At 71.6% G+C, this 14,146-nt stretch carries 11 protein-coding genes; 5 read left to right on the forward strand and 6 right to left on the reverse strand.

Annotated elements, in window-relative coordinates; genetic code table 11:
- Positions 1-29: 29 nt before the first annotated feature.
- On the forward strand, positions 30-917 hold the full coding sequence (locus tag Afe05nite_RS16430; RefSeq protein WP_239117873.1) for an alpha/beta fold hydrolase: 888 nt from the start codon (positions 30-32) through the stop codon (positions 915-917).
- 79 nt (positions 918-996) lie between these two features.
- On the opposite strand, the gene Afe05nite_RS16435 is transcribed toward Afe05nite_RS16430, so the two are convergent.
- The 3 genes from Afe05nite_RS16435 to pgi all read right to left on the reverse strand — a co-directional run bounded on the left by Afe05nite_RS16435 (position 997) and on the right by pgi (position 5,193).
- Positions 997-2,361, reverse strand: coding sequence for a carbohydrate-binding protein (locus Afe05nite_RS16435; RefSeq protein WP_203817980.1), 1,365 nt, complete (start codon positions 2,359-2,361; stop codon positions 997-999).
- Between the two features lie 76 nt (positions 2,362-2,437).
- Positions 2,438-3,520 (reverse strand): winged helix DNA-binding domain-containing protein, encoded by a 1,083-nt coding sequence (locus Afe05nite_RS16440; protein WP_203817981.1) that lies wholly within the window; start codon positions 3,518-3,520, stop codon positions 2,438-2,440.
- Between the two features lie 41 nt (positions 3,521-3,561).
- Positions 3,562-5,193, reverse strand: a complete 1,632-nt coding sequence (gene pgi / locus Afe05nite_RS16445; protein WP_203817982.1) for a glucose-6-phosphate isomerase — start codon at positions 5,191-5,193, stop codon at positions 3,562-3,564.
- Positions 5,194-5,377: 184 nt separating this feature from the next.
- On the opposite strand from pgi, the gene Afe05nite_RS16450 reads away from it, so the two are divergent.
- Both Afe05nite_RS16450 and Afe05nite_RS16455 read left to right on the forward strand, forming a co-directional pair.
- Positions 5,378-7,393, forward strand: a complete 2,016-nt coding sequence (locus tag Afe05nite_RS16450) for an ArnT family glycosyltransferase (protein WP_239117874.1) — start codon at positions 5,378-5,380, stop codon at positions 7,391-7,393.
- 54 nt (positions 7,394-7,447) lie between these two features.
- The gene (locus Afe05nite_RS16455; RefSeq protein WP_275407480.1) at positions 7,448-8,797 is read left to right on the forward strand and encodes a benzoate/H(+) symporter BenE family transporter; all 1,350 of its coding nucleotides are present in this window, start codon (positions 7,448-7,450) and stop codon (positions 8,795-8,797) included.
- 14 nt (positions 8,798-8,811) lie between these two features.
- Here the strand turns inward: Afe05nite_RS16455 and Afe05nite_RS16460 are convergent, their stop codons facing one another.
- From Afe05nite_RS16460 to Afe05nite_RS16470, 3 genes are all read right to left on the reverse strand, one after another.
- Positions 8,812-9,237, reverse strand: a complete 426-nt coding sequence (locus Afe05nite_RS16460) for a pyrophosphohydrolase domain-containing protein (RefSeq protein WP_239117875.1) — start codon at positions 9,235-9,237, stop codon at positions 8,812-8,814.
- An 84-nt stretch (positions 9,238-9,321) separates the two neighbouring features.
- Positions 9,322-11,811: a putative bifunctional diguanylate cyclase/phosphodiesterase gene (locus tag Afe05nite_RS16465; protein ID WP_203817984.1), complete on the reverse strand. Its 2,490-nt coding sequence runs from the start codon at positions 11,809-11,811 to the stop codon at positions 9,322-9,324.
- Positions 11,812-12,172: 361 nt separating this feature from the next.
- Positions 12,173-12,637 carry an anthrone oxygenase family protein gene (locus Afe05nite_RS16470; protein ID WP_203817985.1) on the reverse strand — a complete coding sequence of 155 codons (465 nt, stop codon included), beginning with the start codon at positions 12,635-12,637 and terminating at the stop codon, positions 12,173-12,175.
- 20 nt (positions 12,638-12,657) lie between these two features.
- On the opposite strand from Afe05nite_RS16470, the gene Afe05nite_RS16475 reads away from it, so the two are divergent.
- Together Afe05nite_RS16475 and Afe05nite_RS16480 are read left to right on the forward strand one after the other, a co-directional pair.
- On the forward strand, positions 12,658-13,833 hold the full coding sequence (locus tag Afe05nite_RS16475; RefSeq protein WP_203817986.1) for a dipeptidase: 1,176 nt from the start codon (positions 12,658-12,660) through the stop codon (positions 13,831-13,833).
- 36 nt (positions 13,834-13,869) lie between these two features.
- Positions 13,870-14,136 carry a hypothetical protein gene (locus tag Afe05nite_RS16480; protein ID WP_203817987.1) on the forward strand — a complete coding sequence of 89 codons (267 nt, stop codon included), beginning with the start codon at positions 13,870-13,872 and terminating at the stop codon, positions 14,134-14,136.
- Positions 14,137-14,146 lie beyond the last annotated feature (10 nt).

Raw genomic sequence — 14,146 nt, forward strand, 5'->3', positions numbered from 1 at the left:
TGTTCGCACGGCTGCTAATGTTCGCAGCTATGAGAACAATGGTGCGCGGCATCGCGTTCTACCGCCTCGGCAGCGGCGGGCCCACGGTGGTCTATCTGCCCGGCGCGGGCCTGGTCGGGCTCGACTTCCTCAACCTGGCCACCGAGAACCCGGCCACCGAGAACCTGGCCGCCGAGCCCGGCACCCACGTCTTCTACGACCGCGGCGGCACCGGCTGGAGCGATCCGGTCCCGCTCCCGCGCAGCGCCGCCGACGTGGCCCGCGAGCTGCACGAGACGGTGCCGGTGCCAGGGCCGTACATTCTGGTCGGTCATTCGATGGGTGCCGTCTACGCGCGCCGTTTCGCCCAGCTGTTCCCGGCCGATGTCGCCGCGATGTTGTTCCTGGACCCCGGCCACGAGGATCTGTTCGCGCACCTGCCGCCGGAGGCGGCGGCGCTCGGCGCCGAGCTGAAACCGGATCCCGCGGCGCTGCCCGACCTCACCGAGGCGCAGCTCGAGGCGGCCCGGACCGCTTACGCCTCGTTGCTCGCCGCCTGGCCCGATGAGGTACGGGCGGAGCTCACCGACCACCATCTCGCGCACTGGCGGACCGGCCTGCACGAGGCGGCGAACCTGGAGTCCGAGGTCTACGACGAGGTGCGCCACGGCGGCGAGGTCCCGGACGTGCCGGTCATCGTGCTGACCGCCGGCGCCGGCAATCCGGCCTGGTCCGGCCACGGCCCGCCGGAGCTCGTCGCGAAGACCCTGGCCGGCATCCGCGAGCTGCACGCCGGGCTGGCCGCCTCGTTCACCCGCGGCGAGCATCGCGTGCTCGACGGCGCCACCCACCAGTACGCCCACATCGAACAGCCGGGCGCCGTCCGCGCCGCCCTGAGCGACCTGATCGCCAGGTCTTCGCCGCCGGCGGTCCGCTGAGGGGGCTCGGCCCGGCCGGCGGCGCCCGCCCCCGTGCGAACGACCGGGCCGGCGGATCGCCGGCCCGGTCCGGGCTTGCTCAGCGACCCTCGAGCGACTTCACGTTGTCGCCGAAGGTCCAGCCCTTCGAGCCGTCCCAGTTGATCGACCAGGTCATCAGCCCCTTGATGGCGCTGACACCGGCGTAACCCTGCGAGACCAGCGACGGCGTCAGGTAGCCGCCGCCCGCGCCGGACTGGGCGGGCAGGCCCGGGACCTGTTTGTCGTAGGGCACCTTGACGGTGACGCCGCCGATGGTGAGGCCGTTGTTGAGGCACTGGGTCTGCACGGTGAAGCCCTGCACGGTGCCGGCCGAGTACGAGTCGCCGGAGCACCCGTACATCGAGCCGTTGTAGTACTGCATGTTGAGCCACCACAGCCGGCCGTTGTCGACGTACTTCTTGATGATCGGCAGGTAGGAGCCCCAGATCGAGCCGTAGGTGACGCTGCCGCCGGTCACGTAGGCCGTCTCCGGCGCCATGGTCAGGCCGAAGTTCGACGGCATTCCGGCGAGCACCCCGTCGATGATCCGGATCAGGTTGGCCTGCGAGGCGGACAGCGTGCTGATGCTGCCGCTGCCGGTCAGGCCGGTCTCGATGTCGATGTCGATGCCGTCGAAGTTGTACGCCTTGAGGATCGGCACGATGGTCGCGACGAACCGGTCGGCGACGGCGCTGGAGCTCAGGTCGATGCCGGCCGCGGCACCGCCGATCGACATCACGATGGTGGCCCCGGCCGCCTTGGCCGCGCACATCTCGGCGGGCGTGGAGACCTTCACGCCGGCGTCCATGCCGTTCTCCCACAGCACCGTGCCGTCCGAGCGGATCACCGGGAAGGCGGCCGCGATCACGTTGTAGCCGTGCTGCCGGATCCGGCTGTCGTTGATCGGGATCCAGCCGAGCCCGGGGTGCACGCCGTTGGACGCGCCGTCCCAGTTCTCCCAGTAGCCCTGCAGCACCTTCCCGGCCGGCCGCGACTTGACCGCGCAGGTGGAGCCGGTCGGCGGGGCCGTCGTGGGAGGAGTCGTGGGAGTGGTCGTCGGCGGAGTGGTCGTCGGCGGAGCGGTCGTCGGGGTGGTCGTGGGCGGCGTCGTGGTGGGCCGCGTTGTCGTCGGCGTCGTGGTCGGGGACCCGGCACAGGCCCCGAGGTCCTTCCACAGCGACGGGGTCGCGGCCGGGTTCCAGCCCGCGCCCGCGTAGGCGGTGTGCGTCACCAGCGCCTGATAGAGGTGGGCGTTGTAGGTGACCTGCTGGCCGGCGGTATAGGTCGGGCCCTCGGTCCACCCGGTCCCGGAGCACGCCACCGCCGCGAACGATGTGCCCTCCCCCGCGACGACGACGGCCATCGCCCCGGCCGCCACCGCCACCCCTGCGATCAGCGCCAGCACTCGACGTCGGACACCCATGGCTGCTCCCTCGACCGGAGACGGAACGTGAACGTGACGCGCGTCATGCACATCCTGACGTTCACCTTCGTAAATATCAAGGGTTCTTAACAGTCAGCGGGAGCCCGAGAAATGCCGCGAACGGCTCGAGCGCCGCCGCGGCCTTGCGGTGGTCGGCGGCGGTGAACGTCACCAGCGGCCGGACGGTGACGGTCACGCCTCTCGACCCGACGACCCGCTTCCAGGTGGCGACGACCCGCCCGGCCCGTACCAGCGTCGACTGGAACACGCCGTTGCCGCCCGGGATGATCGCCGCGAGGTCGGCCGGCGAGGCCATCAGCGACCGGTCCTTGTAGCCGAGCAGGTATTCGTCGAAGCCGGGCAGCGCCAGCCACGATGTGTCGGACAGCTCGGACTCGGCGGCGCCGGCCCCCATGATCATCTCGACGCCCTCGACGTCGACCGTGGTCAGGGCGTCGCCCGCGACTCCCAGCCCGATCTTGAGGTCGCCCAGGGTCAGCCCGGTCCACCCGGCGAAGTCCTTCCGCGTGGCCGGCCCGTGACTGCGGAAGAACCGCAGCGCGATCAACCCCAGCGCCTCCTCCCGGGAGGGCCGGCACGGCTGCGGCGCCCACTCGTCCAGGAGCACGAACGTCTGCTCCTTGCCCACGTGCGGCGCGATGGCGGTGACGCCGCGCTGCGACGCGTACCACAGAAGGTGGTAGCCCCGCTGGCCGCTCACGTCGATGCCGCCGTCGGTGAGAGTGCGCAGGCACTCGGCTCGCGTCAGGCGTTTCCCGCCGGCCAGGGCGGCGCCGAGCACCTCCGTCGCCATCTGCGCCGTTGCCCGGTCGAGGCCGAGCAGCTCCCAGCGTTTCGCGACGCCGTTGAGCGCGCGCACGCCCATGACCTCGAGCATCCAATGCGCGTCGGCCGCCGGCACGAGGTGGACCGTGCCACGCATCGGCCAGGTCCGCAGAACCTCGCGTTTCTCGAGCGCGTCGTTGACCTCGGACAGCGAAACCCCCGGCATGCGCGCGCCGAGGGACCACAGCATGCTGTTCGCGTCCTGCGACTGCATCGCGCCGAACCACGACACGATGCCGCCCACCGTCGATGGCGCGTTGCCGCGCAGCAGCAGGCTGGTGAGCCGCAGCCCTAGGGCCGTCCGAGCGTCCATGGGACGACCCTAGGGGTTGGGTCCGACAAAATCGGCCGGGATCAGCGGCCGCGACCGGCCCTGTACCACGAGATCAGCTTGTTGGTCGACGAGTCGTCGTCCGTCGCCGGCGCGGACGACGAGGTCAGCTTCGGCGCGAGCTGGTTGGCCATCACCTTGCCGAGCTCGACGCCCCACTGGTCGAAGGAGTTGATCTCCCAGATCGTGCCCTGGGTGAACGTGATGTGCTCGTAGAGGGCGATGAGCTGCCCGAGCACGGCCGGCGTCAGCTTCTCGGCGACGATCGTGGTGGTCGGGTGGTTGCCCTGCATGACCCGGTGCGGCGCGACCTCGGGGTCGGTGCCCTCGGCCTCGACCTGCTCGAGCGTGCGCCCGAAGGCGAGCGCGCCGGTCTGGGCGAAGAAGTTCGACATGAACAGGTCGTGCATGCCGCCGATGTCGTGGTTGGGCTGGGCGAACCCGATGAAGTCGGCCGGGATCAGCTTGGTGCCCTGGTGGATCAGCTGGTAGAACGCGTGCTGCCCGTTGGTGCCGGGCTCGCCCCAGAAGACCTCGCCGGTCTGGAAACCGACCGGGGAGCCGTCCAGGCGCACCGACTTCCCGTTGCTCTCCATGGTGAGCTGCTGGAGGTAGGCGGCGAACCGGTGCAAATACTGCGAGTAGGGCAGGATCGCGTGCGACTGGGCGCCGAGGAACGTGTCGTACCAGACGTTGATCAGGCCGAGCAGGGCCGGCACGTTCGACTCGAGCGGCTGGGTGCGGAAATGCTCGTCGACGGTGTGGTAACCGGCGAGCATGTCGGCGAACTGCTCCTTGCCGATCGCGATCATGACGGACAGGCCGACCGCGCTCGGCAGCGAGTAACGGCCGCCCACCCAGTCCCAGAAGCCGAACATGTTGGCCGTGTCGATGCCGAAGTCGGCCACCCGGGACGCGTTGGTGCTGACCGCGACGAAGTGCTTGGCGACGGCCGAGTCGTCGAAGCCGTCGGCGGCGAGGAGCCAGTTGCGGGCCTCGGTCGCGTTGGTCAGCGTCTCCTGCGTGCCGAACGTCTTGGAGACGATGACGAACAGGGTGGTGGCCGGATCGAGGTCGTGGGTCTTCTCGTACAGATCCGTGGGGTCGATGTTCGAGATGAACCGGCACTCGATCGCCGGCGTCTTGTACGCCTTGAGCGCCTCGTACGCCATCACCGGGCCGAGGTCGGAACCGCCGATGCCGATGTTCACCACGGTCTTGATGCGCTGCCCGGTGTGCCCGGTCCACTCGCCGGAGCGCACCTTGTCGCTGAACGCGCCCATCCGGTCGAGGACCTCGTGCACCTCGGCGACCACGTCCTGGCCGTCGACGACCAGGGTCGCGGATCGGGGCAGGCGCAGCGCGGTGTGCAGCACCGCCCGGTCCTCGGTCACGTTGATGTGCTCGCCGGCGAACATCGCGGCGATCCGCTCGGTCAGCCCGGCGCGGTTGGCCAGCGCCAGGAGGTCGGTCACGACCTCGTCGCTGATCAGGTTCTTGCTGTAGTCGACGGTCAGGTCGGCGACGGTAGCGGTGAGGCGCTCGCCGCGCCCCGGGTCGCTGCCGAACAGATCGCGCAGATGCACGGCCGAGAACTTCTCGGCGTGCCCGGCCAGGGACTGCCATTCGACGCTGTCGGAAACGTGTTCGCTCATTACCCTGTCTCTCGCTCGAACCCGGACTCTCGTCCTCATCCTGGCATGAAACGGTGCCCCCCACCGATCAGTTCAACCCGGTGGCGGCAAGACAGGTCCGAGGGCCCGGTGAGATGAACGGCACATAGAGATCGCACAGGCATGCCACAGAGCGGCCGTAGCCGCCCCGGCGACCGTGGTGGCCATGACGACCCTGATGGAACGCCCCCGGGCGGCCGGCCCCCGGCACCAATCACCGCCACCGTCGCGCCGGACCCGGCGATGGCCCGTTCTGGTCCTGCTCGCCGCCACCGCGGTGCTCTACCTGTGGGATCTCGGCGCGTCCGGCTGGGGCAACAGCTTCTACGCGGCGGCGGCCCAGGCCGGCGCGCAGAGCTGGAAGGCCTGGCTGTTCGGCTCGCTCGACGCCGGTAACGCCATCACCGTCGACAAGCCGCCCGCCGCCATCTGGGTGATGGGCCTGTCGGCCCGCGTCTTCGGGGTCAACAGCTGGGCGATTCTCGCCCCGCAGGCGCTGATCGGGGTGGCGAGCGTCTATCTGCTGTACGCCACCGTCAAGCGCTGGTTCGGCCAGCACACCGGTCTGCTCGCCGGTGCGGCGCTCGCGCTGACCCCGGTCGCGGTGCTGATGTTCCGTTTCGACAACCCGGACGCGCTGCTCGTGCTGCTGATGACGGCGGGCGCCTACTCGACCACCCGGGCGGTCGAGAAGGCGTCGTGGAAGTGGCTGGCGCTGACCGGCGTCCTGCTCGGTTTCGGCTTCCTGACCAAGATGATGCAGGCGTTCCTGGTCCTGCCCGGCTTCGCCCTGGTCTACCTGATCGCCGCGCCGACCGGCCTCGGCAAGCGGATCCGCGACCTGCTGATCGCCGGGGCCGCGCTGATCGTGTCGGCCGGCTGGTACATCGCCCTGGTCTCGCTGTGGCCGGCCTCGTCCCGGCCCTACATCGCCGGTTCGACCAACAACACGCTGTGGGAGCTGGCCCTGGGCTACAACGGCCTCGGCCGCATCTTCGGCGGCGCCGGCAACGGTGGCGGAGGCGGTGGCAACGCCAACTTCGGCGGTGCCACCGGCATCGGCCGGCTGTTCGGCAGCTCGATGGGCACCGAGATCTCGTGGTTGCTGCCGGCCGCGCTGATCGGGCTGCTCACCGTGCTCGCGATCACCTGGACGGCGCCGCGCACCGACCGGGCCCGCGCCGCGATCGTCATGTGGGGCGGCTGGCTGCTGGTCACCGGCATCACGTTCTCCTACATGAGCGGCACCATCCACCCGTACTACACGGTGGCGCTCGCCCCCGCGATCGCCGCCACCGTCGCCATCGGCGGCCGGGTGCTCTGGCTCTACCGCTCGCGCGCCTGGGCGCGCGGCCTCCTCGCCGTGATGATCATGGCGACCGCGGGGTGGGGTTCGGTCCTGCTCGGCCGCGCGGACTGGCTGCCCGCGCTGCGCTGGGCGGCGCTCGTGCTCGGCGCCGTACTCGCCCTGGTCCTGCTCCTGCCGGCAGCGAAGCTGCGCGGTCTCGCGGTGGTCGCGCTGGTGGCCGCGATGCTCTCGGCGGGCGCGTCCGGCGCCGCCTACGCGGCCTCCACGGCCACGGTCGCCCACACCGGTTCGATTCCTTCCGCCGGGCCGTCCGGCCGGTCCGGCATGGGAGGCGGCGGTACGCGGGGCGCCGCCCCCGGCGCGATGGGCGGTCCCGGAACACCCGCCGGCGGTACGGGAAGTGGCTCTACCGGGAGTAGTGGTACGGAAACCGGCTCCAGCGAGAGCGGCTCGACCGGGAGTGGCGCTGCCGACAGCGACCGGACCGACGGCGGCGGGATGGGCGGCACCGGGATGGGCGGCGGCGGCCAGGACAGTGCGGTGACCGCGCTGCTCGAGGCGGCCGGCACCAAGTGGTCGGCCGCGATCAGCGGGGCCACCTCGGCCGCCGAACTGGAGCTCGACAGCGGCACCTCGGTGATCGCGCTCGGCGGTTGGAACGGCAGTGACCCGAGCCCCACGCTCGCCGAGTTCCAGGCCTACGTGGCGGCCGGCCAGATCCACTACTACATCAGCGGCGGCGGGATGGGCGGCGGCGCGAGGGGCGGCAGTGGGGACAGCAGCACGGCCTCCGCGCAGATCGCCACCTGGGTGGCCGCCAACTACCCCGCGACCACCGTCGGCAGCGCCACCGTCTATGACCTGACCAGTTGATTTTCGCCGTCGAGGAGCCCCGCGCCGCAGCCGGCGCGGGGCTCCTCCGTTACGATCCGGCGTTCTATGAGCCTCTTGACCAGAGCCGCGCCGCTCTCCGCCGTGACCGCCGGCCTGCTCGCCATGGTCGTGGGCGTGACGAGCTCGGCCGCGATCGTCTTCAGCGCCGCCCGGGCGGCCGGTGCCGACGACGCCGAACTCGCGTCCTGGATGCTGGCCCTGGGCGTCGGCATGGGCCTGACCTGCATCGGCCTGTCGCTGTGGTACCGGGCCCCGATCATCACCGCGTGGTCGACGCCGGGTGCCGCGCTGCTGGCCACCGGCCTGGACGGGGTGACGCTGCGCGAGGCCACCGGGGCGTTCCTGATCTCGGCCGCCCTGATCACCGTGGCCGGCGCCACCGGCTGGTTCGCCCGGGTGATGAGCCGGGTGCCGGTGCCGCTGGCGGCCGCCCTGCTCGCCGGGGTGCTCGTCCAGTTCGGCATCGGGCTGTTCACCTCGATGCGGGACAGCCCGGTCCTGGTGGCCACGATGTTCGCGGTCTACCTGCTGTGCCGCCGCTTCGTCCCGCGCTACGCGGTGCTGGCCGCCCTGGCCGCCGGGGTCACCGTCGCCGCCGCGTCGAGCTCGCTGCACCTCGCCCAGGTCCACCTGGCCTGGGCGAAACCGATCTTCACCACCCCGGCGTTCTCCTGGCCGGTCGCGGTCGGGGTCGCGCTGCCCCTGTTCGTCGTGACGATGGCGTCGCAGAACCTGCCCGGCGTCGCCGTGCTGCGCAACGACGGCTACCAGGTGCCGGTCTCGCCGCTGATCGCCTGGACCGGCGCCACCAACCTGGTGCTGGCCCCGTTCGGCGCGTTCGGTCTGAACCTGGCCGCCATCACCGCCGCCATCTGCACCGGTCCGCAGGCCCACCCCGACCCGCGGCGCCGCTACGTGGCCGGCGTCTGGGCGGGCGTCTTCTACTTGATCGTGGGCGCCCTGGGGGCCACCGTCGGCGCCCTGCTGACCGCCTTGCCGCAGGCGCTGGTGCTGGGCATCGCCGGCATCGGGCTGCTGGGCACGATCGGCTCGTCGCTGACCTCGTCGCTGTCCGACGACCGCTGGCGCGAGGCCGCGGTGGTGACGTTCCTGGCCACCGCCTCGGGCTTCAAGTTCCTGGGCGTGGGCTCGGCGTTCTGGGGCCTGATCGCGGGCCTGCTGACCGCGGCGGCGACCGGCGCCTTCCGCCCCCGCGACCCGGCACCCACCACCCCACCGGCCCGTGCCGAACCCGCCGCCCCATCGACCCGCGCCGAACCCTCGACTCCCCCGGCCCGCCCGGAACCCCCCGCGCCACCGGCCCGCTCGGAACCCCCTGCGCCCCCGGCTGCTCAGGGCGGGGCCACCGGCTCCGGCGCCTGAGGCCGGGTCCGCGCTCAGCGGGCGGGTCGCTCAGCGGGCGGGTCAGTGGGGAAGAGGGCGGACAGGTCGGGCGGGCGGAAATTGGGGCCCTTGCGCACCTTGCCGTCCTGCAGGACGGGGCGGCCGTCGTCGTCGAGCTTGCTCATGTTCGCCCGGTGGACCTCGGCGAGCACCGCGTCGAGGTCGAAGCCGTGGCTGATGGCGGTGCCGTAGGCCACGTAGACGACGTCGGCCAGTTCGCGGGCCAGGTCGGCCAGGCGCTGCGGGGACGGGTCGAGCTGGGCCGCCGCCGCGGCCTCGGCCACCTCGCCGGTTTCCTCGTCGAGCAGGCGCTGCCGCACGGCGGCCAGCTCCGGGGAGATCGAGGTCGGGTGCTCGGCGTGGGCCAGGCCGAACACCTCGTGGAACTCGCGGACCAGCCGCCATGGTGACTCGCTCACGGCGGGCACCCTATCGCCCGTGCGGGTTGCGCTTGCCGGACCCGCCCAATTCTCGCAGTCCGGGGACTTCCCCGCCCGTACGATTCAACCGGTTTTGATCTTGAGGAAGTTTCGCTCCTCGGTCAGCAGGGCGGTCGCCGCGGCCGCCGGTAGCGGGCGGCTGAGCAGGTAGCCCTGAGCGGTGTCGCAGCCGGCGCCCTGCAGCAGCGTCAGCTGGGTCTCGTTCTCGATGCCCTCGGCGACGGTGGACATGCCGAAGCGCTGGGCGAGCCGGACGATCGTGCGGACCAGCGCCTCGTCCTCGCGCTCGGCCCCCAGGCGGTCGACGAAGGAGCGGTCGATCTTGAGGATGTCCATCGGGAAGCGCCGCAGGTAGGCCAGCGAGGAATAGCCGGTGCCGAAGTCGTCCATCGCCAGCATCACGCCGAGGGCCTTGAGGCTGACGATCCGGGCGAGGTTGTCGTCGGTGTCGGTGAGCAGGACGCTCTCGGTCATCTCGAGGCACAGCCACTGCGGCGGCATGCCGGTCTCCGCGAGCACCTCCTGCACCATCGCGGTGACGTCGTCGTCCTCGAACTGGCGGACCGAGACGTTCACCGCCATCTTCAGCGGGCGGTTCCACTCGACCGCCTGGCGGCAGGCCTCGCGCAGCACCCAGCGGCCCAGCGGCACGATCAGTCCGGTGGCCTCGGCGACGCCGATGAACTCGATCGGCGGGACCAGCCCGCGCGTCGGATGCTGCCAGCGGACCAGGGCCTCGAAGCCGACGATCTCGCCGCTGGTGAGGTCGACGTTGGGCTGGTAGTGCAGCAGCAGCTCGTCGCGCTCCAGGGCCAGGCGCAGGTCGGTGGCGAGGTCGAGCCGGCGGGCGAGGGCGTCGTGCATGTCGGGGTGGTAGGTCGCGTAGCCGCCGCCACCGGCGTCCTTCGCGCGGTACATGGCCAGGTCGGCGTCGCGCAGCAACTGGTCGGCGTCGAGGGTGTCGCCGGAGGTGGCGATGCCGATGGCGGCGGCGATGTGCAGCGCGCGGTCGTCGACCTCGATCGGCTCGGCCAACGCGGCCAGCAGTTCCATCGCGACCAGTTCGGCCTCCTCGCGGGCCGCCGCCGCCTGCACGATCACCGCGAACTCGTCGCCGCCGACCCGGGCGACCACCTTGGGGGCGGGCAACCGGTGGCGGATCCGCTCGGCGACGTGCACGAGCAGGTGGTCGCCGGCGTCGTGGCCGAGGCTGTCGTTGATCTCCTTGAACCCGTCGAGGTCGAGCAGCAGGACCGCCACCCGGCCGGGCTGCTCCTGCGCCACCGCCTCGACCAGCCGCTCGCGGAACCCGGCCCGGTTGACCAGGCCGGTCAGCACGTCGTAATAGGCCTCGTGCCGCAGCTGGTTCTGCAGTTCCTCCTGCTCGCTGATGTCGCGGGTGTTGAAGACGAGCCCGCGCACGTGCTCGTCGTCGAGCAGGTTGGTGATGGTCATCTCGGCCAGGCGGGGCTGCCCGTCGGCGTGCCAGACGGTGATCGGGAACGTGGTGGTGGCCCCGGCGACGTCCTTGACCTCGTCGATCGCGGCCTGCACCCGCCCGCCCACCTTGCGGCCGGCGAACTCGACGAAACGCCTGCCGATGAGCATCGAGGCGGGGTAGCCGAAGATCCGCTGGATGGAGCCGCTCTGGTAGCGGATCGTCGAGTCGGCCTCGGCGATCGCCATCGAATCGGTGCTCTGCTCGACCAGGGCCCGGAACCGCAGCTCGCGGGCGTGCAGGGCGCTGGACCGTTCGGCCACGCGGGTCTCGAGCCGGTGCACGAGCCACCGGTTCTCGATGAGCAGCAGCACCTGGCGGACGGTGACGAGGATCAGGATCAGCGATCGGGTCCAGGTGCCGACGGCCGACGGCTGGCCGCCGAGGCCGAGACGCACCAGGCCGACCACCAGGCTGGCGGCAAGGACGGCGTAGGGCAGCAGGATGGCGAGGTTGCGCCGGTCGTCGGTCTCCGCCGCCGCCTCCGCCCGCGGCTCGCGTGCCGCGGCGACCGCCAGGGCGGCGAAGGCGGCGAGCCAGCCGACCGCGGCCACCGTGTCCAGGCCGCGGTGGGCGGCGGCGCCGGCGGCGACCGCGACGACGACCATCGCGGTGCTGGCCAGCATCAGGGCGCGGCGGTCGGGCAGGGTCCGGCCGACCCGGGTCAGCACCGTCAGGCCGGCGGTGGCCAGCACGATGCCGCCGAGCACGGCCATGGGCAGGCCGACGGTGTCGCGGGGCCGGAGGTGATAGCTCAGCGCCACCACCGACGTACCGATGATCAGCAGGTCGAGAAGGGCGCGCACCTTCTCCGCGGTGGTTCGCGCAGGCATCGGGAGAGCGAAGAGGCCGGCCCAGACGAGTACGACCAGGGCCAGGTAACCGGGTCGCGGGTCGGCGGGGGTGCCGCCGAGGAGACCGGTCGCCGCGGCACCGAGTCCGAGGCCGGCCCACGCGAACCGGACCCGGCCGGCCCGCCGGAGCGCCCGGATCAGGCAGAGCGTCGCGGCGACGAGCGCCACGACGGTGGTGGCAGCACCGATGACCGTGGTCATCGGACCCCCTTCCCCGTCGTGGCCGGTGTGTTCCCGACGCAAGAATCGGGCGCGGAGCCGTGGATCTGAGGGTTGCCGCGGGAAAAGCGAACGCGGGCCGCTCCGGTCCGGAACAGCCCGCGCGCTTGCCGAGCAGGAAGAGCTACTTCTTCTTCTTGCTCTTCTTGTCCTTCTTCTTGTCCTTCTTGTCCTTCTTGGCCATGGTGGGTCTCCCTTCGACAGCCTGCGGCGCGCTGAGTCGCCGTGGCGCCCGGAGCCGCTCTCAACAGCGACCAAGTGCTGACACTACGGAACGACAGGCGTCGTGGGGAGCCCCCTGACCTTTCTGCCCGGTTGTCCCGATCCCTTGCGCCCCAACCGTTCACACTTGCGCCAGCGCCCCGCAGAGCGACACGAACGATCCGGTGCACAACAGAGTCCGGGCGTGATTCCACCGGACCCAGCGCGGCTCGAACGCCCGCCTCGCCGCCGCCGGATCGGCCGAGCCGGCCGCCTCCAGAGCGTTGTTCAGCGGAATGTGCAGCCCCGCGGTCAGCACCAGCTGACCGGCGTAGAGAACCAGGCCGATCGCGGTCGGCAGCAGCACCTCGGCCGGGCCGTCGATCGCGTACAGCACCGTGGCGGCCGCCGAGAAGACCAGCGCCCCCGCGAAGCACAGGAAGAACCAGCCGTTGGTGATGGCCCGGTTGATGCGCTGCATCACCTCGACGAGGACGGCGGCGTCGGCGCCGCGCAGCGCGGGCATCACCGAGATCGAGTACGCGTAGAAGAGTCCCGCCATCATCCCGGTCGTGATGGTGGCGGCCAGCAGTACGGTAAGGCGCATGGTCTGCAACGCTAGACCACATGACGCTGATCATCGACGGCCACAACGACCTGCCCATGCAGTTGCGGGGCCGGTTCGGCTACCGGGTGGAGGGACTCGATCAGGACCGGGACGGGGTGCAGACCACGCTGCCCCGGTTGCGGGCCGGGCGGGTGGGCGGGCAGTTCTGGTCGGTGTACGTGCCGTCCGACCTTTCCGAGCCGGACGCCGTGGTGGCCACGATGGAACAGATCGACGCCGTCTACCGGATGGTGGCGGCCTATCCCGCCGACCTCGCGATCGCCTACAGCGCCGACGACGTCGAGCGGATCATCGGCGAGGGCCGGATCGCGTCGCTGATCGGCATCGAGGGCGGGCACAGCATCGCGACCTCGCTCGGGGTGCTGCGCGGCTTCGGCCGCCTCGGTGTCCGTTACATGACGCTGACCCACAACCACCACACCTCCTGGGCCGACTCGGCGGCGCTCGAACCGGCGGTCGGTGGCCTCAACGACGACGGCCGCGCGGTGGTGCGCGAGATGCAGCGGATCGGCATGCTCGTCGACCTCTCGCACGTGGCCACCGGCACGATGCACGCGGCCCTCGACACCGCGTTCGCCCCGGTGATCTTCAGCCATTCCGGGGCCCGGGCCCGGCACGACCATCCCCGCAACGTGCCCGACGACGTGCTGGTCCGCTTGCGCGACAACGGCGGCGTGATCCAGCTGACCTTCGTGGCGCCGTTCATCTCGGCCGACTACCGCGACTGGTTCGCGGCCGGCAACGCCGAGTGGAAGCGGCTGGGGCTGCCCGAGGTGCAGTGGTGGCCCCGTGCGCCCCGGCCGGCCGAGGATCCGGCGGCGGTGCGCAACTGGCCGGCCGGCGATCCGTTGCGCGAGCCCGCCTTCCAGCCGTGGCTCACCGCCAACCCGCGACCGGAGGTGACGGTCGCCCAGGTCGCGGACCACGTGGAGCACGCCCGTGAGGTGGCCGGGGTGGACCACGTCGGGCTGGGCGGCGACTTCGACGGCACGACCGACCTGCCGGTCGGGCTGACCGACGTCTCCGGCTATCCGCGGCTGCTCGACGAACTGGCCGGCCGGGGCTGGCCGCAGGCCGACCTCGACAAGCTCACCGGGCGCAACATCCTGCGCGTGCTGCGCGAGACGGAACGGCTGGCGCCGGAACCACTCTGGCCCCTGTCGCCGGCCCGCTGAGGGTTTGCCGCCGAGACCCGGGGGTACGCGCCGGACATGCCCATCGGAGCCCAGCCGCCCGGCCGGGACGGCACCGTCGACGAGCCGTACAGCGCGCTCAATCTGCGTCTGGCGCTCGCCGCGTTCGGCTTCGTCGTCTGCGCGCTGCTGTCCGGCTGGCTGTTCAGCCGGGGCTGGACGGTGCCCGGCTGGCTGCTCGCCGCTTGGGCCCTGGCCGCCGTGGTCGACATGGTGGTGGTGCAGCTGCGGCGACGGGCGCGCCGCCGGGCCGAGGGCGGCGCCGACCACTCACTGTTCGAGTAGCGCGTGTCGG

Source organism: Paractinoplanes ferrugineus, assembly GCF_016862195.1.
Taxonomy (GTDB): domain Bacteria; phylum Actinomycetota; class Actinomycetes; order Mycobacteriales; family Micromonosporaceae; genus Actinoplanes; species Actinoplanes ferrugineus.

Coding starts and splice junctions, on each gene's coding strand:
- Afe05nite_RS16440 (WP_203817981.1), bottom strand. CDS start 3,520: ATGGACGCTCGGACGGCCCTAGGGCTGCGGCTCACCAGCCTGCTGCTG.
- Afe05nite_RS16475 (WP_203817986.1), top strand. CDS start 12,658: ATGACGCTGATCATCGACGGCCACAACGACCTGCCCATGCAGTTGCGG.
- Afe05nite_RS16450 (WP_239117874.1), top strand. CDS start 5,378: ATGACGACCCTGATGGAACGCCCCCGGGCGGCCGGCCCCCGGCACCAA.
- Afe05nite_RS16430 (WP_239117873.1), top strand. CDS start 30: ATGAGAACAATGGTGCGCGGCATCGCGTTCTACCGCCTCGGCAGCGGC.
- pgi (WP_203817982.1), bottom strand. CDS start 5,193: ATGAGCGAACACGTTTCCGACAGCGTCGAATGGCAGTCCCTGGCCGGG.
- Afe05nite_RS16480 (WP_203817987.1), top strand. CDS start 13,870: ATGCCCATCGGAGCCCAGCCGCCCGGCCGGGACGGCACCGTCGACGAG.
- Afe05nite_RS16470 (WP_203817985.1), bottom strand. CDS start 12,637: ATGCGCCTTACCGTACTGCTGGCCGCCACCATCACGACCGGGATGATG.
- Afe05nite_RS16435 (WP_203817980.1), bottom strand. CDS start 2,361: ATGGGTGTCCGACGTCGAGTGCTGGCGCTGATCGCAGGGGTGGCGGTG.
- Afe05nite_RS16465 (WP_203817984.1), bottom strand. CDS start 11,811: ATGACCACGGTCATCGGTGCTGCCACCACCGTCGTGGCGCTCGTCGCC.